Raw genomic sequence first — 22,496 nt, 5'->3', positions numbered from 1 at the left:
CTGCTCCGATTGAACGGCGGGCCAAATGCTGATCGTTATCATTTCATGTCACGTCTTAACGGGCCGTTGATATTTGGGGCTGGTATCGCGCCACGTCAGGTTCCATATATGCGTTTGAAAATAAAACGGATGATCAGGCGGGAGAGAGATCAGTGAAGATCGAACGGGGAAAAGTGGCGCTGATCGTTGGCGTCGGTGCATCTGAAGGCATCGGCGCGGCGAGTGCCCGCAAGGCGGCGCGCGAAGGGCTGCATGTCTTCGTTGCCGGACGCACCCAGGCAAAACTTGACGTCGTTGTGGGCGATATTACAGAGGCCGGGGGCAGGGCGACGGCCATCGTCGCCGACACGACCAACCCGGACGATGTCAAACGGATGTTTGACATCGCCGAAGCTGAGGCCGGAGTTCCGGACTTTGTTGTGTATAACGCGGGTAACAACCGCTTTAGCGCACTCACGGATATGAGCAACGATTTCTTCGAGGATCTGTGGCGGCTATGTGCGTTTGGCGGGTTTCTGGTGGGCCGTGAGCTTGCCACACGCGCGCTGCCTTCCGATGGGTCCCGTGAGACGCAGGCAACGCTTGTCTTCACGGGCGCAACGGCCTCAATTCGTGCAAAACCTCCGTTTACGGCCTTTGCCTCCGCCAAGGCTGCGGAGCGGGCACTGGCGCATGGCATGGCGCGCGAGTTTGGGCCGCGCGGGCTGCATGTGGGGCACGCCATTATTGATGGTGGTGTTGACGGCGAGCAGCTCAAATCGCGTTTTGCAGAGTTTCTGGATGCGAAAGGCGAGGATGGCGGGCTGAATGTGGATGCCGTGGCGCAGGCCTACTGGGCGTTGCACATGCAGCACCAGACTGCCTGGACGCTGGAGTTGGACCTGAGGCCCTACAAAGAGCAATTCTAGCGCGGGCACACATGAAAGGCCCTCAATTCTGCCATTGGCGTGCCGCGTCTGCGCTGGTAGTGTCCGCCAACTGAACAAGGTTAGTAGGGCGTTGGGGATCAGCAGGCACATGCGGCAGTTTTTTTCGGTGACTATGCGGCAGGCAACCATTGCGATGGTGGCTCTGTTTTTGGTGTCTTGTGCAAGCTATCAGCTTGATGATGCGCGGGAGATGACGCCAACGGGAGATGCATTCACGCAGGCGCTTTACAGTGCCTATCTTGACCACTCCGCGCGCGCCTATGAAGAAGACAACGAAGAGCTGTCCAATGCCTTTGCCGCCCGTGCAATTGCCGCAGCCAATGGCACCGTGGTTGCGCCGGTGGTGCCGGTATCCGACGCGCTGCAGGCGGGCAGTGCGCCCATTGCGATGTTTGATGGCGCGCGCGGTCGCTTGATGTCAGCACTTGCAGCCGGACGCAGCGCCCAGCCTGCACTTGCCGCGCGTGCGCAGGCTGCTTTTGATTGCTGGTATCTGCGCTCGATTGATCCGGAGTCGGACGGTTCATCTGTTTCGCGCTGCCGCACCGAGTTTGATACAAACCTTGCAACTCTTGAGGCCGCTGTCGCACCGCCGCCCGTGGTGCTTCCGAATGCTGCAAACTTCACCAGTTACTTTGGTTTTGATGAGTGGTTTTTGCGGGCAGATGCACTTGACGTGATCAGTGACGCGATGGAAACGGCGCGCATTGGCGGGCATGGTGAAATTGTGCTGGGTGGCCACACGGACACTTCAGGCCCGGCTGATTACAATGACGCATTGTCACTGCGCCGCGCGGAGGCCGTTAAAGCCACGATGGTGGAACTGGGTGCCCTGCCCGAAGCTATTCGGGTTATTGCCTATGGTGAAACGCAACCTGCCGTGCCGACGGGTGACGGGGTGAAAGAAGCGCTTAACCGGCGCGTTGAGATACAGCTCGTCCCGTAAGCGATTTCACGCGGCGTCGGTTTCAAAGTCCACAAGCTGCACGCGCAGTTCTTCGGCACCGCGCGCGCCGCGCAGGTCAATGCCTCGCAATTCCGCGCCGCGCAGATCAGCACCGCGCAGATCAACGTCCACAAGAACTGCGTTCGTGAGGTTGGCGGAGCGCAGATCAGCCTTGAACAGCGAGCCGCCTGACAGGTCTATGTCGCGCAGATCCGCCTTGCGCAGGTCAGCACCAGCCAGCACTACATTGTGTGCATGTACCGGCCACTTCTTGCTGCCAAGCCCGCCGATGGGCATGGGCGACAGATCCACACCAGCCAACTGAGCACCTTTGGCTCTCGCATTGTCGAGTTTGGCACCGCGCATGTCAGCCTGGGTGAGGCGTGTCTGTGCCAGCATGGCACCTGTGAGGTCGCTCATGGTGAGGTTTGCGCGGGCCAGATTTGCCCCTGCCAACACCACGTCACGCAGGTCTGCAGCCGCCAGCTTGCTACCCGGGGCTTTGAGGTCAGATGCATCCATGCCGATGGCGACAAGCTGTCGGCCGTGTTCGCCGAGGCTGGCCAGCCACAAATGATGATCGTGAATCATGTCTTTGAGCGTCTCACCGCCCGCCGTGCGGCGTTGCGGCAAAATTGCGCCGGTCACATCCGCCCGCGTCAACGCGCTCCGGGTGATCTGCGAGGCTGTGAGGTCGGCGCCGGTCAGGTTGGTACTATCGAGCACACTACCGACCAGCGAAGCGCCGCGCAGGCAACAGCCTGACAGGTCGGCTTCGGTCAGGTCACACCCTGTGAATATGGCTCCGGAAAGCTCCGAGTTCGACAACTGCGTACTGCGCAGCTTTGCATTCGCAAAGTTGGCGTCGGTCAGGTCTGTGCCGGTGAGTTCGGCGCGCACAATGCGGGCACCATCAAGGTTTGCGTCACGCAACGACGCGCCGGTCAGGTCAACACTCGAGCGGCCACCGTTGAAGTAGGACAGGTTGCCGCCACCGTCGCGCGCCATGATCTGGCCATCGCGAATGTCGGCATTTTCCAGGTTGGCACCTTCAAAATCGGCGCGGCGTAACATCGTGCCGCGCAGGTCAACGCGTGTCAGGTTGGCACTCCTGAACGTTGCGTCAGACAGGTCAGCGCTAAAGAAATTGGCTCCGGTGAGATTGGCGCCATCAAAGCAGGCACCTGCGCCGCTGACGCCGACAAACTCTGCCTCACGCAGGTCGGCACCGCTGAAGTCATGACCTTCGATGCCCTGAAACGACAATACAAGCCGTTGACCGCCCTTTCGACCCGATACAAAAAGCCGATGCCGCGCCAGCGCCATAGTGAGGGTCTGGGCATCCGGGCTGCGGCCTGTTGCCATTTTCCAGGGCGTCGAGGAGTGACCCGCCTGATCCGGCATTTTTGAAAGCCGACCACCTGGTCCAAGCGCTGATCGGATTCGCTCCCGGCCACGGGTGCCCGACGTGTTGGGTGACTTGTTGCGCATAATGCCATGCCTCCTGACGAGCGGAAGCCTAGGCTTAAAGATTTGCACAGCCCGATAAGACTGAGCCACAAAGGCGCTTAAAACGCACCTCAAAGGCCCGCCAAAAAAGCATTAAATGCAATTCAATTTTGAATCGCTGCTATTCAGCGGCAGCGGCAGACTGCCGGTCTTCGGCAATCTGCACGTTTTCTGGCGCGAGCTGCTTGCGACCCCGGATCATGTCTGCCGCTTTTTCGGCAATCATGATTGTGGGTGCATTTGTGTTGGCTCCTACCAGCGTCGGCATGATGGACGCATCCACAACCCGCAGCCCCTCGACACCGCGCACCTTCATGGACGGATCAACAACTGCTGTTTCGTCCGTACCCATTTTACAGGTGCCGACAGGGTGATAGAGCGTCTCGGCCGTTGCCCGGATCCAGGCGTCCAGCTCGGCGTCGGTGTTGACGTCAAGCGGCGGCTTGAGGCGCTCACCGCGATAGGCATCAAACGCTTTCTGGCGAAATACTTCTTCGGTGCGGCGAATGCCGTCGCGCATGGCGCGCTTGTCGTTTTCGGTTGAAAGGTAGTTGGGTTGAAGCAAGGGCGCGTCCAGCGGGTCAAGCGACTTGAGCGCCAGGTAGCCACGGCTTTCAGGGCGGGTGGGGTACATAATGCAGGAAAAGCCGTGCTTGTCCGTAATGCCGTCGCGGCCGTGCGGGTCGCCCATGGCAACGCTCACATAATGAAGCTGCACGTCGGGCAGTTCCAGGTCGGGACGGGTTTTGATGAATGCGCCACCGGCTGTCGGCGGAAACGATGCATCGCCCTTTCCAAACAACAGATAGGACAGGCCAGCCTTGATGCGGTTCAGCGGGGAGGCCGCACGGTGCAGTGTTACCGGCTGTGTACAGACGAACTGACTGACAACGCCCAGATGGTCCTGCAGGTTCTGGCCGACACCCTTGACGTCCGATACAACATCAATGCCCCACTTCTTCAGGTAGTCCCCATCACCGATGCCCGACAGCAGCAGTAGCTGCGGTGTGTTGATGGAGCCGCCGGACAAAATCAGTTCGCGGGCGATCCGCACCTGTTTAGTTTCGCCTTTTTGTACATACTCGATGCCCACAACCTTGCTGCCGTTGAACAGAATGCGTGTGGTGTGTGCTTCGGTTTCAGCGACCAGATTTTCGCGGTCAAGGGCAGGCACAAGATAGGCCTGCGCGGCAGAACAGCGTTTGGAACCCTTGATTGTGTGCTCGTAGCGGGCAAAGCCTTCTTGTTGCGCACCGTTGAAATCATCCGTCAACGGATGACCTGCCTCGTGTCCGGCCTTAACGAAAACATCCAGCAGTTCGTCGTTTTCGCGGGTTGATTTTTGCACGTGCAGTGGGCCGTCGTGGCCATGAAACACGCTGTCGTCGCGGTTTGAGTGTTCGGCCTTCTTAAAATAGGGCAGGCAATCCGCGTAGGACCAGCCGGGGTTTCCAAGCTGACGCCACAAGTCATAATCGCGTGCATGGCCACGGGTATAGACCATGGCATTGATCGACGATGACCCGCCCCAACCGCGACCACGCGGCCAGAACAGTTTGCGGTTGTTAAGGTTGGACTGGCCTTCTGTTTCGTAGGCCCAGTTATGCGGGTTTTTGTTACCCACCAGCTGAGCATAACCTGCAGGCATGTGAATGAAGGTGTTCTTGTCCTGTGGGCCTGCTTCCAGCACGAGCACGCGGGCGTTACCGTCTTCGCTCAGACGATTGGCAAGCACGCACCCGGCACTGCCCGCGCCGACAATCACATAATCAAACTCTTCACCCGTTACGGCCATCTCATTCCCTATCTTTGGTTGCGTTCTCTTTGGGTATGTTGTCATGCAGCGCCAAAGTGGCAGCCGACACGAACGCCAAATCGTGTTTTTTGAGGTGCGGCAGCGCATCAAACGCTTAGCCCGCGCCATATTGTGCTGACAATACTGTAAAACATGACGCCCGCGTCAAGTTTTATCGGGCTGGCGGTTTGCAGGTAGTTGCGCGTACTGATTGCCCCGCTATGGTCTGGCCCGCATTGTCCCTGTATCAGGGGATTCCATCGGCTGCGGGCTTGGCGGAATTGGTAGACGCAAGGGACTTAAAATCCCTCGGACGGTAACGTCCTTGCCGGTTCAAGTCCGGCAGCCCGCACCACTGGCCTGTTATCCATCGTTCCCGTCCAGCTTTATCCCGGCCAGCTTTTGGGCTTGTACCGCGTGCTCCTGCCGGACGCGGGTGGTTCGTGCAGCCGGGCGGGGAGCCGTATCCATCATTGCATCGCACCGGGTTCGTGCGTTTTCGATGAGGGGGGCTATGAGGGACGCTTCAGGCAGGTTGTGCCAGTACTTTTTCGGCATTTCCGAGGTCATTGCTTTCACCATCAAGCGGGCAGGATTGAACGTGCTCGCGAAGTATGTGCGCCACAAATCCTCCGCCGGATCATCCCTGGGAGCCGTGCTTTTGGGAACACCCGCCGTCATGGTCAGCGCCGCACCGTCCCAGTGAGCACATCTATCGGGTGTGAGGATGGACCATGTCTGCCCGGTATAGCGGCGCACGAAGAATGGCGCTGTTGCATCCAGCGTGTGGTGCGAGGGTTCAAACCACGCCACAAAATGAGGCGGGAGCGCTGGATCATCTGCGCGGCTGACTTCCCGAAACCGCACGAAGGCTTTCATCTTGTGTGCGTCGCGTGACACGGCTTTGGCCAGATTGCGCGCACGATGAACATCATCATCCGACAAGATTGCCATCAGGCGCGGCGATTGGCGCAGACGCTGGTACAGCCGATAGGCGAGGGTGAACCGATCCTCCGTCCGGTGGCACATAATCTTGTTGGCGAGCGCGACAAATGTGCCCGGCACCTTGCGCATATTTGTGTCGGGAAGTGCGGTCCATGGCTGCGTGCGCTCCTTGAACATATCCGTCATCAGGCTTGTTTGCGCCCCACCGGCTATCTGCCAGTTGATCTGGTGCGGCGGCACGCCTGCGGCATCCAATCGACGGCTTGCGGCGCGCCACGTTTTGACATCAGCCGCGTGGGAAAGGTCCACCGTATAGATAACGGTACTCACTGGGCGAACATGTCCAGTTGCTTAGGCTTTCGCAGTCCGGGCTCAAGGCCCGTTGCATCCAGCATCTTGCCCGGCTGCCAGTCTGCCGCCACGAGAAACGGCAAGGCACGTTTGAGGGCGCGTGTCATTTTGCGCAGGTCGCCAAGACGCAGGGTGCGATGCCGGCGCGTTTTGAGAATGGCGGCCACCGCCGTGGTGCCGATGCCGGGAATACGCAGCAACATGGTTTTGTCGGCGCGGTTGACGTCCACCGGAAACTGACCGCGATTGTTGAGCGCCCAGGCGAGCTTTGGGTCAATTTCCAGGTCGAGCATACCGCCCCTGGTAGCCGTAACAATCTCCGGCATGTCAAAGCCGTAAAACCGATGCAGCCAATCCGCCTGATAAAGCCGGTGCTCGCGTTGCAGGGGTGGGGGTTTCACCGGCAGGACTACCGAAGGGGCGGGGATCGGGCTGAAGCCTGAATAGTACACCCGCCGCAGGCCGAAGCCCGCATACAGTCCGGCGCTGGTACTGAGGATTGTGGCATCATCGGCGTCATCAGCACCGACAATCATCTGAGTGGACTGACCGCCGGGCGCAAAACGTGGTGGCTTTGCGCGGCGAAGCGTTTTGTCCTTTCGTGCGGCGGATGCGTCGTCAATCTGAAGCCGCAGGCTGCCCATGGCCCTGCGTATGGTGCCCGCGTCTTTTTCAGGAGCCAGGCGGCTGAGGCCTTCGGGAGTTGGCAACTCCATGTTGATGGACATTCGATCCGCCAGTCGGCCAGCCTGTGTCAGCAGTTCGGGCGCACATTCAGGAATGGTCTTGATGTGAATGTAGCCGCCGAACTTATGCTCGGTTCGCAGCAGGCGAACGGCGTCGAGCATGAGTTCCATGGTGTAGTCCGACGACCGTATGATGCCGGACGACAGGAACAGACCTTCAATGTAGTTGCGGCGGTAGAACGTCATGGTCAGATCCGCGACTTCGCGCGGGGTGAAGGCTGCGCGCTCTACATTGCTCGATACCCGGTTGATGCAATAGGCGCAGTCATAGATGCAGGCGTTGGTAAGCAGTATTTTCAACAACGAGATGCAGCGACCATCCGGCGCGTAGGCATGGCAGATGCCCATGCCTTCTGTTGACCCGATGCCGCCGGATTTGAGCGACGTGCGGGTGCCTGCGCCGCTGGATGAGCAGGACGCGTCGTACTTTGCCGCGTCGGCCAGAACGGCAAGGCGGTGGCGTAACGGTTTGACGGCGTGGGGCATCTGATCCGGATTGGGAGACAAGAGAAGAGCGTTCTTCTTTTGTTCTACACTGCCGGGTTGCCGACATCAAATAGAATTGGCGGCTCTACTTTGTTTGCGTCGCCATGCCAACCACGTGGCTGAAGCACCCACGCCAAAGAGTGTGTTGAACACAGCGTTCTGCCAAAAACCCATTGCCAGCGACATGGCGGTATCGACCACAAACCACGCGCCGAACGATAACGCGAAACTGCGCACTGCCCAGTTATCCGGATTATTGGCGTCCGGCCCCCGAACGATCAGCCAGAGGGCCACGGCCCAGCCGAAGATGACCGCGCCCAGCACCTGATAGATGAAACCTGCGTAGCGTCGCGTTTCACCCTCCATCATGTCTGGCGGTACCGGGCTCTCGGTGGTTCCGCCATACACCATCCAGTCGAAGAAGCTGAGGGTGAGGGATGGTGCAAGGACAAACGTGAGGCCCATGGCGCCAAAGCCCGCCGTCAAGGTCATGAGTAATGCGCGCGCGGTCATGCTTTCCGGCCTTCGCGAAAATAGAGCAACAGTGGCAGTCCGCATGACACGCCGATCGGAAAAGTGCCCGCAATAACCGTAATAATACGAGCGGTTCCAAGTTCGCCAAGATGAAAAAGAGCAAAGAACGTGAGGACGACGGCGGACAGAATAATGTCCCATGTGAGCATGGTGGCGATAGGATTGGCGGTTGCCAGGGCGAGAAATCCGATGACGTCGCCAGGATTTTCCAGAAACCATGGGACGAAATAGAGGTACGGCATGACGATGCCGATCACCGTGAGGGCGAGATAGATTGATTTGCGCGACATGCTGACCTCCCTTGCCGGATTGATACCGGACTATGGAAGGGGCATGTGATGTTACCAATTACTGCTGAGGTAACATCGGGGCGAGCCTACCGCCGGTCCGGGCCGGTTGGTTCTGGAATGAGGATCGCGCTTTGCGGGTTGCTCTGGGTCGCCTCCAGTGTGGCTTTGAAGCGATACAGGGTTGAGCAGTAGGGGCAGATGATTTCGTCGTCCGCACCCATATCAAGATAGACATGGGGGTGATCGTGGGGCGCACTTGCGCCGGTGCAGTGAAACTCTCTGACACCAATTTCTATGATCGCAACGGCATCATCGTTCTTGAACTTGGGGACCACGGCTCCGGCCATTTTTATTCCTGCATACGTAACGTGTGAATCAAGGTCAGCGCGCTGATTGCCCGCGATGTCTGCTCCTTTCTAGCGCCGGGCAAGCCCGTGCTGCAAGCGCTAGCTGTGCGGGTCAAAAAACGCGGCAAGCAGCGGGTTGGCGGCGCGATGGCGCTTGTAGTTCAGCCCGTGGTCCGCGTTTTCGAGCAGATGGATTTGCGCTTCGGGAATGTAAGCGGCCAGTTTGTCTACACTTGCAGGCAATACGGTTGGGTCATCCTTCCCGAAAATGGCGGCGACAGGAATGCCGGTTTGCGCCAATCGCCGGTAGGTTTCAGCACGGTTGCTCATTGGCATGTTGCGCATTGTCGCGAGCAGTGCATCAAGGTATCCGCGATACTCCATCTGTGTGCTGACATTTCCGGCAAGGCGATTTTCGGGCGGTTCGCCGCGCTCGTTGTATTGCGGATCATTCAGCAGCACGGAGCGACCGATGGCACGCCACATGAGGTCACCCAAGCCGGGCACATTGAGGAGCCGTGCCGCAAAGCCCGTTAGACCCGCAACATCAAGGCCTGCAGGAACGAACAGCAATACGCGGTTTACACGCTGGGGATGGCGGGCCGCAAACTCGGCAACAATCGGCCCGCCCATAGAGAGGCCCACGAGACCAACAGGGCCGGTCAGGCTCAGGCCATCGAGCAGGTTCAGCAATGCCTCATCGTAAAAGTCAGCGTCGTATCGCGCGATGGGGCGATCCGACCAGCCGCGTCCGAAATGGTCAAACCGCAGCACGCGATAGCCCTGGTCGGTCAGCGCGGCGACATTCTGTTCAAAAATAAAATGTGGGGTAGAGAAGCCGTGCACCATGACGACAACCGGGCCGTCAGCGGGGCCATCCCAGGTGTAATGAAGCAAGCCCGCACGAGCCGATATGAACGCACCGGGTGCCTTGGCGCGGGCGGCCTCATCAAGCGGCTTTAGCCACAAATCAAGCATGACATACGCGCTGACACCGAGCAGGCCAACTGCCATGACCACCAGCAAAGACCAGATCATCTTGTTCTCCCGCTTTGCTAGATGCCGGTGTCGATGCCCAGGACGCGCGCAAGCCAGTACAAAGGCCAGACGAGTGCTTTGCCAAGGGCGATGAGCAGCGCGACACCCCATCGCGGGCTGTCCCAGGTGGCAGGCAGGGCGCTGCTGTCAGTCACCATGTCCTGCCAGACCAGAGCAAGAACACTGGCGGAAAACCCTACGGCATACAGAGCTTCGAGAGTGGCGCCGAGACGGTGCGGCATTGTGTTTTTCGATAGGTCGCGCATCGTCGTGTTGCTTCCGCTTGACATGACGTGATCCTTACACGCGGGAAGGGAGCGTAGTGCGGATGCAGGCTGCAAACAAATGCTGCCGCAACGCACCCTGAGACGAACACGGAAAAATCAGCAGTTTCACAGCGAAGTTTGCTTCTCCACTTACATTTTTGTGCGTATCATCGCGCCAACAAAAAACGTGAGTGCGACGCTTCACACATCGGAGCGGCAAAATAAAGCAACCACACATCACGTTGGCGGTGACCCCACAAGACACCCCAACCAGGCAGGTGACCCAAGGAGGACGAGGGCCGCATGGACAGTAGCGTTGCGCCTGATGGCCAGAACAGCAGCATGAACAATCCAAACCCCGGTAACACACGAGCTTCAGGTCTCAGCCGTTGGCGCATTGGTGCCTTTGCGCTGCCTGCGGCCCCAATCGCCGCCATGGGCCTGCCTATCGTTGTGTATCTGCCGCCGTTCTATGCTGGCGAGATGGGGCTGGGACTGGCTGTTGTCGGCGCCATCTTCATGATTACGCGCTTCTGGGATGTGTTTACCGACCCGGTACTGGGCGTGCTGTCAGATCGCTTCAAAACCCGCTGGGGCCGTCGCCGCCACTGGATCGTCATTTCCGTGCCGATCATGTTGGTGTCGGTTTATATGCTGTTCATGCCAACGGCACCTGTCTCGGCGAGCTATCTGCTGTGGTGGATGGTGATTGCCTATATCGGCTGGACGCTGCTTACCATCTCGCACATGTCGTGGGGCGCTGAACTCACACCTGATTACAACGAACGCTCCACCATTCAGGGCTTTCGTGAAGTGGCGTTGATTGCCGGCATGATTTTGGTGCTGTTGGTGCCGGTTTTCATTGAAGCGATGCAGCCCGACAACGTGGCGGCGGCGCGCGTTGCCTCAATGGGCTGGTACGTGCTCATCCTGCTGCCGATTACGGTTGCCATCGCGGTGTGGGTGGTGCCCGAACGCAAGGTAAAGGATCCGGTGCATGTGCCGTGGCGTGAAGCCATCAGTATCCTGATCCGCAATCAACCGTTGCGCCGCGTGCTGCTGGCCGACCTGTTGGGCGGCATCTCCGGCGGCATTGTGACTGCGCTGTTCCTGTTTCTGGCAGCGGACGTTTTGCAGCTTCAGTTTGCGAGCCTGCTCATCCTTGTTTACCTCACATCGGGCTGCATCTTTGTTCCGATCATGGTGCGGCTGTCGCACCATTGGGGAAAGCACCGCACACTGGCTTACTCGTCGCTGTTTTCGGCGGCCACTATTCCGTTCATTTTCCTGATTGAGCCCGGCGACATGTTGTTTGCCGTGCTCGTATGGATTTTGTTGGGTATCAATATGGGGGCCGGGCCATTCCTGTTCCGCTCCATAATGGCTGATGTGGCTGACCACGATCACGTTGAAGGCGGCAATCAGCGCACGGGGCTGTTTTATTCACTTCTTACCATGACGAACAAGCTGGGCGCGGCCCTAGCCATTGGCATTGCGTACCCCATTCTTGATATTGTGGGATTTGTTCCTGGTACGGAGAATACGCCTTCCGCCGAGCTTGGTCTGTTGTTGGTATATGTGCTGCCGCCTGCGCTTATTGGTGTTCTTGTTGCCTGGGTCATGTGGAGCTTCCCGATTGATGAAGCACGGCAGAGCGAGAACCGGCGTATTCTGTCAGAGCGTGATGCTGTTGCTGAAGGGGCAGGTGGCACGCAAGGTGCGTCCGTCGCGCCGCTTGGGCGGTCTGCCGACTGACAGGCATTGTGTTGAGTAAGAGCGTTTTTCCATGGCCAGCCTGAAACTGACACCGCTGCGGCTGTTGGCCTTTGCCTCTCCAGCGGCACCAATCGCCGCCATGGGGCTTCCCATCGCGGTGTACCTTCCGCCGTTTTATGCCAGTGAAATGGGCCTGGGCCTTGCCGTCGTCGGCTGGGTTTTCATGATCGCGCGGTTCTGGGACGTGTTTACAGACCCCGTGCTTGGTCTGCTGTCAGACAAATACCGCACGCGCTGGGGCAGGCGTCGCCACTGGATTGTGGCTTCGCTGCCGATCATGCTGATCGCCACCTACATGCTGTTCATGCCAACAGCGCCGGTCTCTGGCGGATATCTGCTTATGTGGATGGTGATCCTGTATATCGGCTGGACGCTGCTCACGCTGTCACACATGTCGTGGGGGGCAGAGCTAACGCCTGACTATAACGAACGCTCGCTGGTGCAGGGTTGGCGTGAAGGCGCGCTTATTCTGGGCATGTTGCTTGTGCTGATAACGCCCGCGGTGATTGACTATATCGGCCCGGAGGATGTGGGCCGTGCACGCGTGGCGGCCATGGGTTGGTTTGTCATTATTCTGCTGCCCATTGCGGTGCTTGCAGCCGTCACACTTGTGGGCGAGCGAGAAGTGCCCGCGCCAAAGCATGTGCCGTTTCGTGAGGCAATCCGTGTACTGATTTACAACAGCCCGCTACGGCGGCTTCTGGCGGCTGACCTGGCGAACGGTATCGGCTCAGGCACCATGGCGGCATTGTTTATTTTTGTGGCGGCAGATGTGCTGCAAATGGGTGCATGGTCGAGCGCTATTCTGCTGGCATATTTCGCGGCCGGCGTTGTGTTCGTGCCGGTGATGATCCGGCTGTCTTACTACTTTGGCAAGCACCGTACATTGGCTTTGTCCGCCATTCTGAATGGCATCGGCCTGCCGCTGATTTATCTGGTCGGCCCCGGCGACGTGCTGATCATGGTCATTTTTACCGCGCTGTTTGGCATCAATCTGGGCGCCGGTTCTTTTCTGCTGCGCTCGGTCATGGCCGATGTCGCGGACCAGGACGAACTGGCCACCGGCAATCAACGCACCGGCCTGTTCTTTTCACTGTTGACCATGACCAGCAAGATCGGCGCGGCGCTTGCCGTTGGCCTCACCTATGCGCTGATTGATTATCTGGGGTTTGTACCGGGCAGCGATGCCAACACTGCCCTGGCCCTTGAAGGTGTGCGCGGCACATTCGTGTGGCTGCCAACGGCCATGTATTTTGCCGTCGGCCTGATCATGTGGAACTTCCCGCTCGATGAAGAGCGTCAACGTGAAAATCGCAGGCTCATCATGGAACGCACAGAGCGCGAACCGCCAATTGTGCCGTTTGAGTAAGGGCAGTAAACGCTAGCAGCAGCCACAGCCGCCAATGTCGGCCAGCCCATCCGGGTTGTAGGCACGGGTAACAGCGTCGCGGGAGACGTCAGCGCTGGCTGCAAAGTCTGCCTTGGCTCTGGCCTGCATGTCGGGCGACATCATGAAATCCAATGCCGTCATTGCAAGTGACTTTGCGCCATCGACAACAGCCTTGTCCCCAAGATCGGACCCTGCCCATTTTGCAAACTCAGGATTGTGGATCACCACGTTTGCCGGTGCACACGAAATCATCGGGTGAATGGATGGCACCCGGTGGGAGACATTGCCCATATCGGTTGAGCCTGCTGACCCGGACGGCAGCGCGGCCAGATCAACGAACTCGCGGCCGAGAGACCTGGCGTTGTCCACATATGCGCCGGAAATCGCCGTGCTTGTTTTCATGTCCAGATAGTCAGCCTTGGCCCATTCCACTTGGGCCTTGCAGCCTGACGCGATGGCACCTGCATCAAAGCAGGCCTGTACGCGCTTTTTGAGCTCTGCCAATGCGGGGGCATCTTTCGCGCGGACATAAAAAATACCGGCGGCCTTGTCTGGCACGATGTTGGGGGCAAGTCCCGTCTCAGTAAAAATACCATGGATGCGTTCTGTCGGGCGAATATGCTGACGAAGCTGGGCAAGCGTCTGATACGCGGTTACAAGTGCATCAAGCGCGTTCAGTCCGGCATGAGGCATGGCGGATGCGTGTGCAGAGCGGCCATGGTAGGTGACGCGCACTTCGCTGACGCATATGCAGGGCATTGTTTCAAGATCAATGCCTGCCGGGTGCACCATCATGGCAGCATCCAGGCTTTCGAAGGCCCCTTCCTGTGCCATCAGTTCCTTGCCACCGCCCATTTCCTCGGCTGGCGTGCCCAAGTATCGCACGCGGCCGGGCAGGCGGCCGTTGAGGGCTGCGAGGCCAAGGGCGGCACCAAGACCGCTGGTCGCGATGATGTTGTGACCGCAGGCGTGGCCAATGCCGGGCAGGGCGTCGTACTCAGACAGGATGGCCACTTCCGTATCACCCCGGCCAAAGCAAGAGGCGTAGGCTGTGTCCAGACCGAAGGCATTTCGGGTTGCGGGCAGGTCGTGCTTCTCAAGCGTGTCCGCCAGCAGGGCCGCTGCGAAGTGTTCCTGGAATGCCAGTTCAGGCTTTGCGTGAATCTGGTGGCTGATGTCAATCAGCTCTGGCGCGATGGCATCGATACGGTCACAGGTCTCGCGTTTAAGGGCGTCCAGATCACTCACAGGGTCGAGCTCCAATGCATCGTTTGAAGGGCGCAAGCATACCGGAGGTATGCGGTATTTGACAGGGTCGCCTACGGCGGATCACGTTCCTTTGTGGCCGCAATGGAGTTCTCCGGATTTTATCGGATGCAGACGCAGTTCCAGGCATCGGAAAACAAGTGCTTTGAGGGAAGCCGTGTTGATCCGTCTTTGTCCCTGGGCGGTGCTGCACGCATGGATGATTGCCAAAACTTCTCCGGGCAGCTTTGGAAGTTCGTTCCTGCCGGAAACTAAATCCGGTGCAGATATCAAACAGAGGTACGTGCCACGCGGCGCACCCCTTTTTTGTTGCCGCCAAACCCGCTAGGTGGGTAGCTCGCTCTCGCTAGAAGTGGCTGGCCAATGATGAAACAAGTGACACGCGCAGACGCAGTTATTTATGTGTACGAAGCGGATGCCGGGGAGCGTCCGGTCATGCTGGTTCATGGATTTGCTTCAGACCACCGCACCAACTGGGTTGCGCCGGGATGGATCAAGCCACTGTCGGACGCAGGTCTGCGCGGCGTTGCACCCGACCTGCGTGGCCATGGCAGAACCACAAAGTATTATGACCCGGCGGCTTATGCACTTGAGGAGTTGGCAGCGGATGTCGCTGCGGTAATTGAGAGCCTGGATGCAGGTGCGGTGGACGTCATGGGATACTCCATGGGCGCATTTACGTCAGCCGTGCTCGCGGCGGCGCGGCCGGAACTTGTGTCACGGCTTGTGCTGGCGGGCGTCGGTGAAAACATGCTGCGTGAGACGGGCCAGCGTAACGAAGATATTGCGCAGGGCCTGCTTCGGGATGATGTGCCGCCACAAAGCCAGGAAGTGCCGCGTCGGTTTCGTTTGTTCGCGGATCAGACGGGTGCCGACAAACAAGCTCTTGCCGCCTGCATTCGCGGCGTCGGCAAGGTTTTTACGGCGGATGATCTGGGCGCCATTTCAGCTCCGACGTTGGTCATAGCAGGGGAGACCGACGATGTGGCGCGCGACCCTGCGCCGTTGGCGGCGCTCATTCCTGGTGCTGAATGTGTGGTAGTGCCGCGCCGGGATCACATGCGGGCGGTGGGCGACAAGATCACCAAGTCGGAAGTCATTCGCTTTCTCGCCCAGACCAGATGAAAACAAAACAGGCCGGACCACTCCCCCAAGTGATCCGGCCTGCTTCAGGAGGGACTAGCTCCTTGGCGCAACGGGTGGCTACACCCCCCTTAGAATGAGTAGCCAACTCCGAAGGTCAGTGCTTCATTGTCTGAGGTGCCAAGATCGACAGTCTCAGAGTAGGTGAGGCTCAGGTCCAGTCCGTAGAGTGTGTAGCCCAGCCCCACATTCCAGTCCTGATAATCGTCCTGTGCGCCTTCTTCAAACTCCTGGAAGTTGTAGCCGGCAGCAAAACCGACGTCGAAGGGCAGCGGCACTTCAAGGCCAAGCTGGTAGTAGTAGGCGTCCCCTGTGTCGCCGAAGAACTCAGGCGACCAGGCAAGACCGAAGCTGGCTGCGGCAAAATCGAAGTCGTAGCCGATCGAGCCGTAGAGTTCGACGAAGTCATAGTCGAGACTGCTCGTCGCGCCCGGGTACCAGTAGTAGAGGACGCCCACATCGTAGGAGAGTGCCGGAAGGCTTTCCAGCGAGTTGCTGAAACCGCCATACACGTCCACCTCGACGGATGCCTGGTCTCCATCGTTGAAATCAACGTTGGAGCCCCATGCGCCGATGTAGAAGCCTGATGTGTGCGCCCAGTCGATGCCGCCCTGAATGGCAGCTTCATTGTTGGTCTGGCTCACGCCGCGATAGATGTAGTCGGTGTAGAAACCAACGTTGCCTGACAGTTCACCGCCGAAGACAAGCCCGTCGTCAGCAGGTGCTGCTTCTTCCGCCAGCGCTGGCTGTGCGGCAAAAGATGCTGCAGCAAGAACAAGCGCTGATGCTGAGAGCTTCAGGCCGCGCAACCCTTTTGGTGTGCTGAGTGCCCCATAGTCTTTCATAGTCAAAACCCCTGGTTACATTCGGCAGATTTCAGCTTTACTTAAACTGTAAAAAGGCCGAGTTGGTTTGCTCGCAGAAACACAGTTTTTGCGACTGAGGAAAAAGTATTCCTCGCGTTAAGTGGTCTGCACGACATCGGGAGGAGTGATGCCTTGCATACCTCTTCGCTATCAATGTTCTGACATATCGTCAAAGTGCAAAAAGGTGAGAGTTAATGCGGGTTTCGCCCAAGTATTAGTCATCTGTCACATATCAATTGCACAAGAATTATGCTGCATATGCGAATGCCTAAGTTTTGCGCCGCACAACGTGCCGCAAAAAACTGCAACCTCTCCGTCACATAGGCGCGACAAAAATGTCACACATCTGAAAAACTGCGTTTTCCAGCCAAATAATCGCAAGATTCAGGAGGGGTGTAGTGTCTGCCAGCGGGTGACTGTGACGGTGCAGGCCGCTTTGAATCAGATGTGGACTGCCCCGTCAGCTCTTGACGGCTGTCACTTCCATTTCCACCAGCAGGTTTGGCGAAGCCAGTGACGAAACACCAATCATGGTGACGCACGGGGCCTGGCCACCAAAGAAGGCTGGCAGGGGGCTGTAGGCGTCGCCGGCGTTGTCGTCGGTCAGACCAACCACATAAATCCGCATTGATGTGACATCAGCGGCGGACGCACCGGCTGCCGCCAGACCGCGCTCGACATTGCGAACCGCGATTGCGGCCTGCTCTGCCAACCCCTCAGGCACTGGTGTGCCGTCGCGGCTCCAGCCAACCTGGCCGGACAGAAAAATCATCGTGCCGGGCTGGGCTGTCGTCACCTGCGTGTAGCCCATGGCGCCAGCGTCAGGCATGTCGTCAGGATTTATTTTGGTGATGGCCATTGATTTTCTCTCTCACTGCCGCGCTTGTTAGCGGGCGACTTGCGGTGCGTAGCCCATATGCATACCAGCATCGGTAATCAGCGTTTCGCCGGTTATGTGCTCGCCGCCTTCGCAGGCAAAAAACACGGCTGCATCTGCAACAAGCTCCGGCGTCCCCGCTTGCCGGAGTGGCATCGTGGCTTCCTGATTGGCCACAATCTCCTGAAACATGTTGTCGCCAAACTTGTCCTTGAACCACCGTGTACCAATAAAGCCGGGACAGATTGCATTAACGCGCACTTCAGGTGCGAGCGAGCGGGCCAGTGATAGTGTCATGGTGTTCAAGGCACCCTTGGAAGCAGCATATGCAACCGATGATCCGATGCCGACAACCCCGGCGATGGACGAGACATTCACAACCTTGCCTTTGCCGTGCTCCTTGAGGTGGGGCAGGCAGGCGCGGATCATCTGATAGGGGCCAACAACGTTGAGCCCGTATATCCAGTGAAAGTCCTCTGCGTTCAGATCATCGAGTTTATCGTGATCAGCAAACTTGGTGCCGCCTGCGTTGTTAATCAGAATGTCGATGCGACCGAAGGCATCCACTGTTTCTTGCGCCATGCGTCGGCAGTCTTCGTCCTTCGAGACATCCGCCTGTACCAGCACAGCCTTGCCGCCGGCCTGTTCACACAGCTTGGCAGTTTCTTCGGCTTCTGTTTTGCTTTTGGTGAAGTTGATAACCACATTGGCACCACGTTCAGCCAGCTTGATTGCGATGGCGGCACCAAGACCTGTTGCTGATCCGGTTATGATGGCACTCTGGCCGTCGATGCGCATGGATGCTCTCCCTGTCGTCTCGCATTTTGCGTTTGTATTTTTGCCAGTTAGCGGGGAAACAACGTATGCATCAAGTCCAACCTGACGAAAACAGGCCAGTCTGGCAGGCTCAAATGAGTGAAGGATTGAACAATGAGTGAAACGGCACGGACGGTTTCAGGCGCGCATCTGCCTTCGCGGCTGGCGGAGTTTCCAGACCGCATCCGCCTTGAGCCGGTTACAGGGTGCGTGGTTGTGACACTGAATGACACTGAGATTGCACGCAGCAAAAACGCCATACGCCTGCATGAGGGAGAATATGCTCCGGTGCTCTATGTGCCGCGCAGCGACGCCGATATGCCGGGCCTTAAACGCACCGATCATTCGACGTTCTGCCCTCTTAAGGGCGAGGCTTCCTATTTTTCTGTCATCGCGGGTTCAGATGCGGGGGTCAATGCTGTGTGGAGCTATGAAGACCCGTTTGTGCCGCTGGCGCAGATCAAGGACCATCTGGCGTTTTATACAGACCGCATCACAGTCACCGAGGAATAACCCCATGCGTTGCTTTCTGATTGCAGGTTTGTTCTCAGGGTTGCTTGCCGCATCGGCAATGGCACAACCTGTCAGCCAATACTCCGACATTGATCTGGATGTCTGTCCACAAGGACAAGACTTCGGTGATGAGCCTGCCTATGAAGCGGTTTGTCCGGGCCCGGAGGGATGGGAACTTCGGGTTATGGAAGGTGATTTGCGGTTCTGGGTGGAGCCGCGTCGCACCGGGGCGCAGACGGCCATCCTGTTTGAAACGCTGGGTCCGTTCAATACCGTCAACACCAAAGCCGAGTGGCGCGGCGAGATGGCTGCAGGGTCGTTCGAACCCTATGCGCTGATCCTGCGATATTTCACCGACAGCGGCATGGGCGAGGGCGGCTTGGGCGAGGGAGGCATGGGCGAAGAAAACGGCAAGGGGAACGTGCTTGTGGTCAGCAAGGTGCCTGCAACGCCGGATGAACGGTCGTGTCACATCGGCTATGTGGATGCCAAAGCGGTGAGCAATGCCAACGAGGTTGCGCGGCAGGTGGCTGATACGATGCGGGACAGTTTTGAATGTGGAACGCACACGCCGGTCACGGTTGTTCCAGGGCAACCAGGTTTTTAGCAAACCTTATTAAAATCCTTGCTCTACCGACCCTGAAACCGAGGCTCGCGTTTTTCAGCGAAGGCCTTTCGACCTTCCGCAAAATCGGCGCTTTGGCCACATTGGGCAATCAGCATTTCAGCGTCACGCAACAATGTCCTGTCACGGACGAGGGCAGCTATGGTTGCTTTTGCTGCGCGCACAGTAAGCGGCGCATTGCGAGCAATCTGTTCGGCCGTTTTCGTTGCCTGGGCAAATACACTCTCGGGATCGGTAACCTGGGTTATGAGGCCCATGCGCATTGCTTCGCTGGCTGACAATCTGCGGGCGGTTGCCAGCACCTCAAAGGCGTTGGCCGCGCCGACAACGCGCATCAGGCGGGCAACAGCGGGTGCTGCATAGCCAAGGCCCAGCCGGGCAGCGGGAATGGCAAAGGATGCATCATCTGCGGCTATACGCATGTCGCAGGCAAGCGCAAGTGCCATGCCACCCCCCATGCAGGGTCCGCGCACGGCGGCAATTACGGGTTTTGATGCGTTCTCGATGCTGGCTTGGGCTGCCTCAAAGTCATGCTCGAAGGCTGCAAGTGCATCGGGATCATCGCCCATCTGTTGCAATTCCAGAATGTCCGCACCCGCGGCAAAGGCGGCTTCGCCTGCGCCACGCATAATGATGACGCGGACTGCGTCGTCGGCGTCGAGATGTTCAACCACGCGGGGAAGCTCACGCCACATTGCCGTGGTCAACGCGTTGCGGTGCGTGGGCCTGTCTATGACAAGCCAGCCTATTTCTCCGGATGTCTCGCAGATGATTCCGGCCATCAGGTCGCAATGTCCAGAAAGGACATGATGTCGTTCCATGCGGCACGATCCTGCAGCAAAAACAGGTGGCCGCCGTCATACATTTTAAGCGTCGCATCGGGAATGCGGCCTGCCATGCGCTGTTGGGTGAGCGGCGTGGCAATGCCGTCGTATCTGCCACCGCAAACCAACGTTTCATGCGGCATGGCTGCAAGGCCTTCCCACGCGTCATGATGCTTGCGGGCCTCCAGTTGCCACACAGCACCTTGCGCACGGCGCCGCTCATCAACAAATGGTTTTTCAGCATCGACCTGCATCTTGATGAGACTTGCAAACAGCTCGGCGTTCTCACGCTGCCAGTTGGCATCGCTGCGAGTGTCTGAGATAGGAGCCATGAAGCGAATGCGTTCTGCTTCCTCCATGTCTGCGACCGTATGCAACGGATAGGAGCTGCCGCCGGCACCGCCCGGTGACGTGCAGCACAGCACCAGCTTGCGGATTTTCTCAGGATGCCGTTGGGCCAGGTGCTGCGCCACCATGCCGCCAAATGAAACACCAATGACATGAGCAGATGGCCAGCCGACAGCTTCCATCAGCGCGGCTGCATCGTCCGCATACTGTTGCATAGTGTACGGCGCATCGGGTTTCTCGGTCTGGCCCAGACCGCGCTGATCATAGCTCACAACGTTTGCGTATTTCGCCAGCGGCCCGTCAAACACGTTAGGCTTTTTGCGCAGGTCACCGCCAGAGCCACCGATGAAGAATACGGGCGTGCCATCGGCTGGTCCATGCTGCTCCCAGTAAACGTTAATGTCGGCGGCCTTGATGAATGGCATCTGGATCAGGTATCCGTAAGATCAATAGGGTAATTGTAATTCGTTCGCAGCCACTTATGTGATATTTTCGAGAATGAATAAATCACGCAGTGTATTTGCGTTGTGGGGAGGCTTGCATGTCTCAGTCTATGAAAACATCCGGCTCGCCGCTCGCGCAGGTTGACCCCGTATGGGAGCGCATTCGCCGCGAGGCTGAAGAAAGCGCCCAAACCGAGCCCATTCTTGCAAGCTATCTGCACGCGGCCATTCTCAATCATCGCTCATTTGAGAGTTCGCTGGCATATCATCTGGCGGAGGAGCTGGGCAACAAGCAGGCCGGTGCCATGCTGTTACAGCAGGTTTTTGATGAGGCCTACGAAAGCACTCCCGACATTGCAGATATGGCGCGTGCTGACCTGATGGCGGTTTTTGACCGTGACCCGGCGTGCGATTACTTTCTTCAGCCGTTGCTGTACTTCAAGGGCTTTCAGGCGTTGCAATGCTTCCGCGTGGCACATTGGTGCTGGAACCAGAAGCGGGTGGCCATGGCATATCACCTGCAAAGCCGCATCTCGGAGGCCTACGGTGTTGATATTCATCCCAATGCCAAAATTGGCCGTGGCGTGATGATGGATCACGCGACCTCGATTGTCATCGGCGAGACGGCCGTTGTGGGGGATGATGTGTCGATGCTGCATTCAGTCACGCTTGGCGGCACCGGCAAGGAAGACGGTGACCGTCACCCGAAAATCGGCCGTGGTGTTTTGCTGGGGGCTGGGGCCAAAGTGCTTGGCAACATCACGGTGGGTGACTGTTCACGGGTTGCAGCAGGATCGGTTGTCACCAAGGATGTGCCGCGGAACACAACAGTGGCGGGGGTGCCCGCCAAGGTGATTGGTGAATCAGGCTGCCCGGAACCCGCCCGCAGCATGGACCAGATGGTGGGATGCTGCGAAGAAGAAGACGGATCCGCCATTTAGGGCCACGGCAGTTCTCGTCTAGGCCGGTTGAACCGGACGGAACCGTGCTGATGCGATAGGATAAGCAGCTTTCCTAGTCTGCTGCTGCGGCACCGCTGATTTGATATGTCATTTCTGCGCGGTCATCACACACGGCTTCGCACAGGTCCATTGCAGCTTCCCAGGGGGCTGTATCGGATACGTCCTCAACATCTTCAGCGCTTTGCCAATATGACAGCAGGCTCGCGCTTTTGCCGTCTTTTGCCTCAAGCACAACAGCGGACAAAAACCCTTTAGGTGCCGAACGGGCGAGCTCGCGTTCCACGTAGCCACGCAGGTTTGATACTGCAGCATCGGTGCTGCCGCCTGTAAAGGTAATGAGGTGAACGACGGCGGTCTCGCTGGCCATGGGAACTTTCCTGTTGTGGTGCTTGGCGCGGGATGAAAGCACGGGCACAATACGCACGAATGTCTATCAGGCAAGAGACCTAACAACAGGCGGGAAAC

General features: G+C 58.2%; 24 protein-coding genes and 1 tRNA gene. 9 read left to right on the top strand and 16 right to left on the bottom strand.

Translation table 11 applies throughout. From position 1 onward, the window contains the following. Positions 1-152 precede the first annotated feature (152 nt). Positions 153-908 carry an SDR family NAD(P)-dependent oxidoreductase gene (locus RIB87_RS01930; protein ID WP_350142946.1) on the top strand — a complete coding sequence of 252 codons (756 nt, stop codon included), beginning with the start codon at positions 153-155 and terminating at the stop codon, positions 906-908. Positions 909-1,017: 109 nt separating this feature from the next. Next, entirely contained in the window at positions 1,018-1,875 is an 858-nt protein-coding gene (locus RIB87_RS01925; protein ID WP_350142944.1) for an OmpA family protein, read from the top strand. A gap of 6 nt (positions 1,876-1,881) precedes the next feature. Here the strand turns inward: RIB87_RS01925 and RIB87_RS01920 are convergent, their stop codons facing one another. Beyond that, positions 1,882-3,366, bottom strand: a complete 1,485-nt coding sequence (locus RIB87_RS01920) for a pentapeptide repeat-containing protein (RefSeq protein WP_350142942.1) — start codon at positions 3,364-3,366, stop codon at positions 1,882-1,884. Positions 3,367-3,505: 139 nt separating this feature from the next. Continuing rightward, positions 3,506-5,179, bottom strand: coding sequence for a choline dehydrogenase (locus RIB87_RS01915; protein ID WP_350142940.1), 1,674 nt, complete (start codon positions 5,177-5,179; stop codon positions 3,506-3,508). A gap of 266 nt (positions 5,180-5,445) precedes the next feature. Between RIB87_RS01915 and RIB87_RS01910 the strand changes: the two genes are divergently transcribed. Beyond that, a tRNA-Leu gene (locus RIB87_RS01910) sits at positions 5,446-5,534 on the top strand. Positions 5,535-5,542: 8 nt separating this feature from the next. Here RIB87_RS01910 and RIB87_RS01905 read toward each other — a convergent pair. From RIB87_RS01905 to RIB87_RS01875, 7 genes are all read right to left on the bottom strand, one after another. After that, complete coding sequence (locus RIB87_RS01905; RefSeq protein WP_350142938.1) at positions 5,543-6,454, bottom strand: TIGR03915 family putative DNA repair protein; 912 nt, start codon at positions 6,452-6,454, stop codon at positions 5,543-5,545. Next, positions 6,451-7,707 (bottom strand): putative DNA modification/repair radical SAM protein, encoded by a 1,257-nt coding sequence (locus tag RIB87_RS01900; RefSeq protein WP_350143517.1) that lies wholly within the window; start codon positions 7,705-7,707, stop codon positions 6,451-6,453. Before RIB87_RS01900 ends, RIB87_RS01905 begins: the two co-directional genes overlap by 4 nt. A 66-nt stretch (positions 7,708-7,773) precedes the next feature. Further along, positions 7,774-8,220 carry a hypothetical protein gene (locus RIB87_RS01895; protein WP_350142936.1) on the bottom strand — a complete coding sequence of 149 codons (447 nt, stop codon included), beginning with the start codon at positions 8,218-8,220 and terminating at the stop codon, positions 7,774-7,776. Further along, on the bottom strand, positions 8,217-8,531 hold the full coding sequence (locus RIB87_RS01890) for a DUF2834 domain-containing protein (RefSeq protein WP_350142934.1): 315 nt from the start codon (positions 8,529-8,531) through the stop codon (positions 8,217-8,219). The genes RIB87_RS01895 and RIB87_RS01890 overlap by 4 nt, the downstream gene beginning before the upstream one ends. 86 nt (positions 8,532-8,617) lie before the next feature. After that, positions 8,618-8,878, bottom strand: a complete 261-nt coding sequence (locus tag RIB87_RS01885) for a zinc-finger domain-containing protein (protein WP_350142932.1) — start codon at positions 8,876-8,878, stop codon at positions 8,618-8,620. Between the two features lie 99 nt (positions 8,879-8,977). Next, complete coding sequence (locus tag RIB87_RS01880; protein ID WP_350142930.1) at positions 8,978-9,916, bottom strand: alpha/beta fold hydrolase; 939 nt, start codon at positions 9,914-9,916, stop codon at positions 8,978-8,980. 17 nt (positions 9,917-9,933) lie between these two features. Further along, positions 9,934-10,206: a hypothetical protein gene (locus RIB87_RS01875; protein WP_350142928.1), complete on the bottom strand. Its 273-nt coding sequence runs from the start codon at positions 10,204-10,206 to the stop codon at positions 9,934-9,936. A gap of 279 nt (positions 10,207-10,485) precedes the next feature. On the opposite strand from RIB87_RS01875, the gene RIB87_RS01870 reads away from it, so the two are divergent. Next, the gene (locus RIB87_RS01870) at positions 10,486-11,937 is read left to right on the top strand and encodes an MFS transporter (RefSeq protein WP_350142926.1); all 1,452 of its coding nucleotides are present in this window, start codon (positions 10,486-10,488) and stop codon (positions 11,935-11,937) included. Positions 11,938-11,968: 31 nt separating this feature from the next. Further along, the gene (locus tag RIB87_RS01865) at positions 11,969-13,327 is read left to right on the top strand and encodes an MFS transporter (RefSeq protein ID WP_350142924.1); all 1,359 of its coding nucleotides are present in this window, start codon (positions 11,969-11,971) and stop codon (positions 13,325-13,327) included. Positions 13,328-13,339: 12 nt separating this feature from the next. Here the strand turns inward: RIB87_RS01865 and RIB87_RS01860 are convergent, their stop codons facing one another. Continuing rightward, entirely contained in the window at positions 13,340-14,596 is a 1,257-nt protein-coding gene (locus RIB87_RS01860; protein WP_350142922.1) for a M20 family metallopeptidase, read from the bottom strand. Positions 14,597-14,989: 393 nt separating this feature from the next. Here RIB87_RS01860 and RIB87_RS01855 point away from each other — a divergent pair, with 393 nt between their 5' ends. Beyond that, on the top strand, positions 14,990-15,739 hold the full coding sequence (locus RIB87_RS01855; RefSeq protein ID WP_350142920.1) for an alpha/beta fold hydrolase: 750 nt from the start codon (positions 14,990-14,992) through the stop codon (positions 15,737-15,739). An 89-nt stretch (positions 15,740-15,828) separates the two neighbouring features. Here the strand turns inward: RIB87_RS01855 and RIB87_RS01850 are convergent, their stop codons facing one another. The 3 genes from RIB87_RS01850 to RIB87_RS01840 form a co-directional block, all read right to left on the bottom strand. Further along, the gene (locus tag RIB87_RS01850; RefSeq protein WP_350142918.1) at positions 15,829-16,602 is read right to left on the bottom strand and encodes a TorF family putative porin; all 774 of its coding nucleotides are present in this window, start codon (positions 16,600-16,602) and stop codon (positions 15,829-15,831) included. Between the two features lie 481 nt (positions 16,603-17,083). Then, positions 17,084-17,482, bottom strand: coding sequence for a RidA family protein (locus RIB87_RS01845; RefSeq protein ID WP_350142916.1), 399 nt, complete (start codon positions 17,480-17,482; stop codon positions 17,084-17,086). A 27-nt stretch (positions 17,483-17,509) separates the two neighbouring features. Beyond that, a complete protein-coding gene (locus RIB87_RS01840; protein ID WP_350142914.1) occupies positions 17,510-18,298 on the bottom strand; it encodes an SDR family NAD(P)-dependent oxidoreductase in 789 nt (262 codons plus the stop codon). Positions 18,299-18,430: 132 nt separating this feature from the next. Here RIB87_RS01840 and RIB87_RS01835 point away from each other — a divergent pair, with 132 nt between their 5' ends. Both RIB87_RS01835 and RIB87_RS01830 read left to right on the top strand, forming a co-directional pair. Then, positions 18,431-18,829: a DUF427 domain-containing protein gene (locus tag RIB87_RS01835; RefSeq protein ID WP_350142912.1), complete on the top strand. Its 399-nt coding sequence runs from the start codon at positions 18,431-18,433 to the stop codon at positions 18,827-18,829. A 4-nt stretch (positions 18,830-18,833) separates the two neighbouring features. Beyond that, positions 18,834-19,436: a hypothetical protein gene (locus RIB87_RS01830; protein WP_350142910.1), complete on the top strand. Its 603-nt coding sequence runs from the start codon at positions 18,834-18,836 to the stop codon at positions 19,434-19,436. A gap of 23 nt (positions 19,437-19,459) precedes the next feature. On the opposite strand, the gene RIB87_RS01825 is transcribed toward RIB87_RS01830, so the two are convergent. Beyond that, positions 19,460-20,236 carry an enoyl-CoA hydratase-related protein gene (locus tag RIB87_RS01825; protein WP_350142908.1) on the bottom strand — a complete coding sequence of 259 codons (777 nt, stop codon included), beginning with the start codon at positions 20,234-20,236 and terminating at the stop codon, positions 19,460-19,462. Beyond that, positions 20,236-21,051, bottom strand: coding sequence for an alpha/beta fold hydrolase (locus RIB87_RS01820; protein ID WP_350142906.1), 816 nt, complete (start codon positions 21,049-21,051; stop codon positions 20,236-20,238). Before RIB87_RS01820 ends, RIB87_RS01825 begins: the two co-directional genes overlap by 1 nt. Before the next feature lie 116 nt (positions 21,052-21,167). On the opposite strand from RIB87_RS01820, the gene cysE reads away from it, so the two are divergent. Then, on the top strand, positions 21,168-22,010 hold the full coding sequence (gene cysE / locus RIB87_RS01815; RefSeq protein WP_350142904.1) for a serine O-acetyltransferase: 843 nt from the start codon (positions 21,168-21,170) through the stop codon (positions 22,008-22,010). Positions 22,011-22,083: 73 nt separating this feature from the next. Here the strand turns inward: cysE and RIB87_RS01810 are convergent, their stop codons facing one another. After that, positions 22,084-22,398, bottom strand: a complete 315-nt coding sequence (locus RIB87_RS01810; RefSeq protein ID WP_350142902.1) for a hypothetical protein — start codon at positions 22,396-22,398, stop codon at positions 22,084-22,086. Between the last annotated feature and the right edge of the window lie 98 nt (positions 22,399-22,496).

The organism is Pyruvatibacter sp. (genome assembly GCF_040219635.1).
In the GTDB taxonomy this organism is placed as follows: Bacteria; Pseudomonadota; Alphaproteobacteria; order CGMCC-115125; family CGMCC-115125; genus Pyruvatibacter.
The sequence above is the reverse complement of the archived record's forward strand: the minus strand, read 5'-3'. Positions and strand labels throughout refer to the sequence as shown.

What these genes read in the sequence shown, in the direction of transcription:
- RIB87_RS01880 (WP_350142930.1), bottom strand. Translation starts at nt 9,916, where the DNA reads ATGATCTGGTCTTTGCTGGTGGTCATGGCAGTTGGCCTGCTCGGTGTC.
- RIB87_RS01875 (WP_350142928.1), bottom strand. Translation starts at nt 10,206, where the DNA reads ATGTCAAGCGGAAGCAACACGACGATGCGCGACCTATCGAAAAACACA.
- RIB87_RS01870 (WP_350142926.1), top strand. Translation starts at nt 10,486, where the DNA reads ATGGACAGTAGCGTTGCGCCTGATGGCCAGAACAGCAGCATGAACAAT.
- RIB87_RS01865 (WP_350142924.1), top strand. Translation starts at nt 11,969, where the DNA reads ATGGCCAGCCTGAAACTGACACCGCTGCGGCTGTTGGCCTTTGCCTCT.
- cysE (WP_350142904.1), top strand. Translation starts at nt 21,168, where the DNA reads ATGTCTCAGTCTATGAAAACATCCGGCTCGCCGCTCGCGCAGGTTGAC.
- RIB87_RS01925 (WP_350142944.1), top strand. Translation starts at nt 1,018, where the DNA reads ATGCGGCAGTTTTTTTCGGTGACTATGCGGCAGGCAACCATTGCGATG.
- RIB87_RS01885 (WP_350142932.1), bottom strand. Translation starts at nt 8,878, where the DNA reads ATGGCCGGAGCCGTGGTCCCCAAGTTCAAGAACGATGATGCCGTTGCG.
- RIB87_RS01920 (WP_350142942.1), bottom strand. Translation starts at nt 3,366, where the DNA reads ATGCGCAACAAGTCACCCAACACGTCGGGCACCCGTGGCCGGGAGCGA.
- RIB87_RS01845 (WP_350142916.1), bottom strand. Translation starts at nt 17,482, where the DNA reads ATGGCCATCACCAAAATAAATCCTGACGACATGCCTGACGCTGGCGCC.
- RIB87_RS01915 (WP_350142940.1), bottom strand. Translation starts at nt 5,179, where the DNA reads ATGGCCGTAACGGGTGAAGAGTTTGATTATGTGATTGTCGGCGCGGGC.
- RIB87_RS01890 (WP_350142934.1), bottom strand. Translation starts at nt 8,531, where the DNA reads ATGTCGCGCAAATCAATCTATCTCGCCCTCACGGTGATCGGCATCGTC.
- RIB87_RS01830 (WP_350142910.1), top strand. Translation starts at nt 18,834, where the DNA reads ATGCGTTGCTTTCTGATTGCAGGTTTGTTCTCAGGGTTGCTTGCCGCA.
- RIB87_RS01820 (WP_350142906.1), bottom strand. Translation starts at nt 21,051, where the DNA reads ATGCCATTCATCAAGGCCGCCGACATTAACGTTTACTGGGAGCAGCAT.
- RIB87_RS01895 (WP_350142936.1), bottom strand. Translation starts at nt 8,220, where the DNA reads ATGACCGCGCGCGCATTACTCATGACCTTGACGGCGGGCTTTGGCGCC.
- RIB87_RS01900 (WP_350143517.1), bottom strand. Translation starts at nt 7,707, where the DNA reads ATGCCCCACGCCGTCAAACCGTTACGCCACCGCCTTGCCGTTCTGGCC.
- RIB87_RS01825 (WP_350142908.1), bottom strand. Translation starts at nt 20,236, where the DNA reads ATGGCCGGAATCATCTGCGAGACATCCGGAGAAATAGGCTGGCTTGTC.
- RIB87_RS01810 (WP_350142902.1), bottom strand. Translation starts at nt 22,398, where the DNA reads ATGGCCAGCGAGACCGCCGTCGTTCACCTCATTACCTTTACAGGCGGC.
- RIB87_RS01835 (WP_350142912.1), top strand. Translation starts at nt 18,431, where the DNA reads ATGAGTGAAACGGCACGGACGGTTTCAGGCGCGCATCTGCCTTCGCGG.
- RIB87_RS01840 (WP_350142914.1), bottom strand. Translation starts at nt 18,298, where the DNA reads ATGCGCATCGACGGCCAGAGTGCCATCATAACCGGATCAGCAACAGGT.
- RIB87_RS01850 (WP_350142918.1), bottom strand. Translation starts at nt 16,602, where the DNA reads ATGAAAGACTATGGGGCACTCAGCACACCAAAAGGGTTGCGCGGCCTG.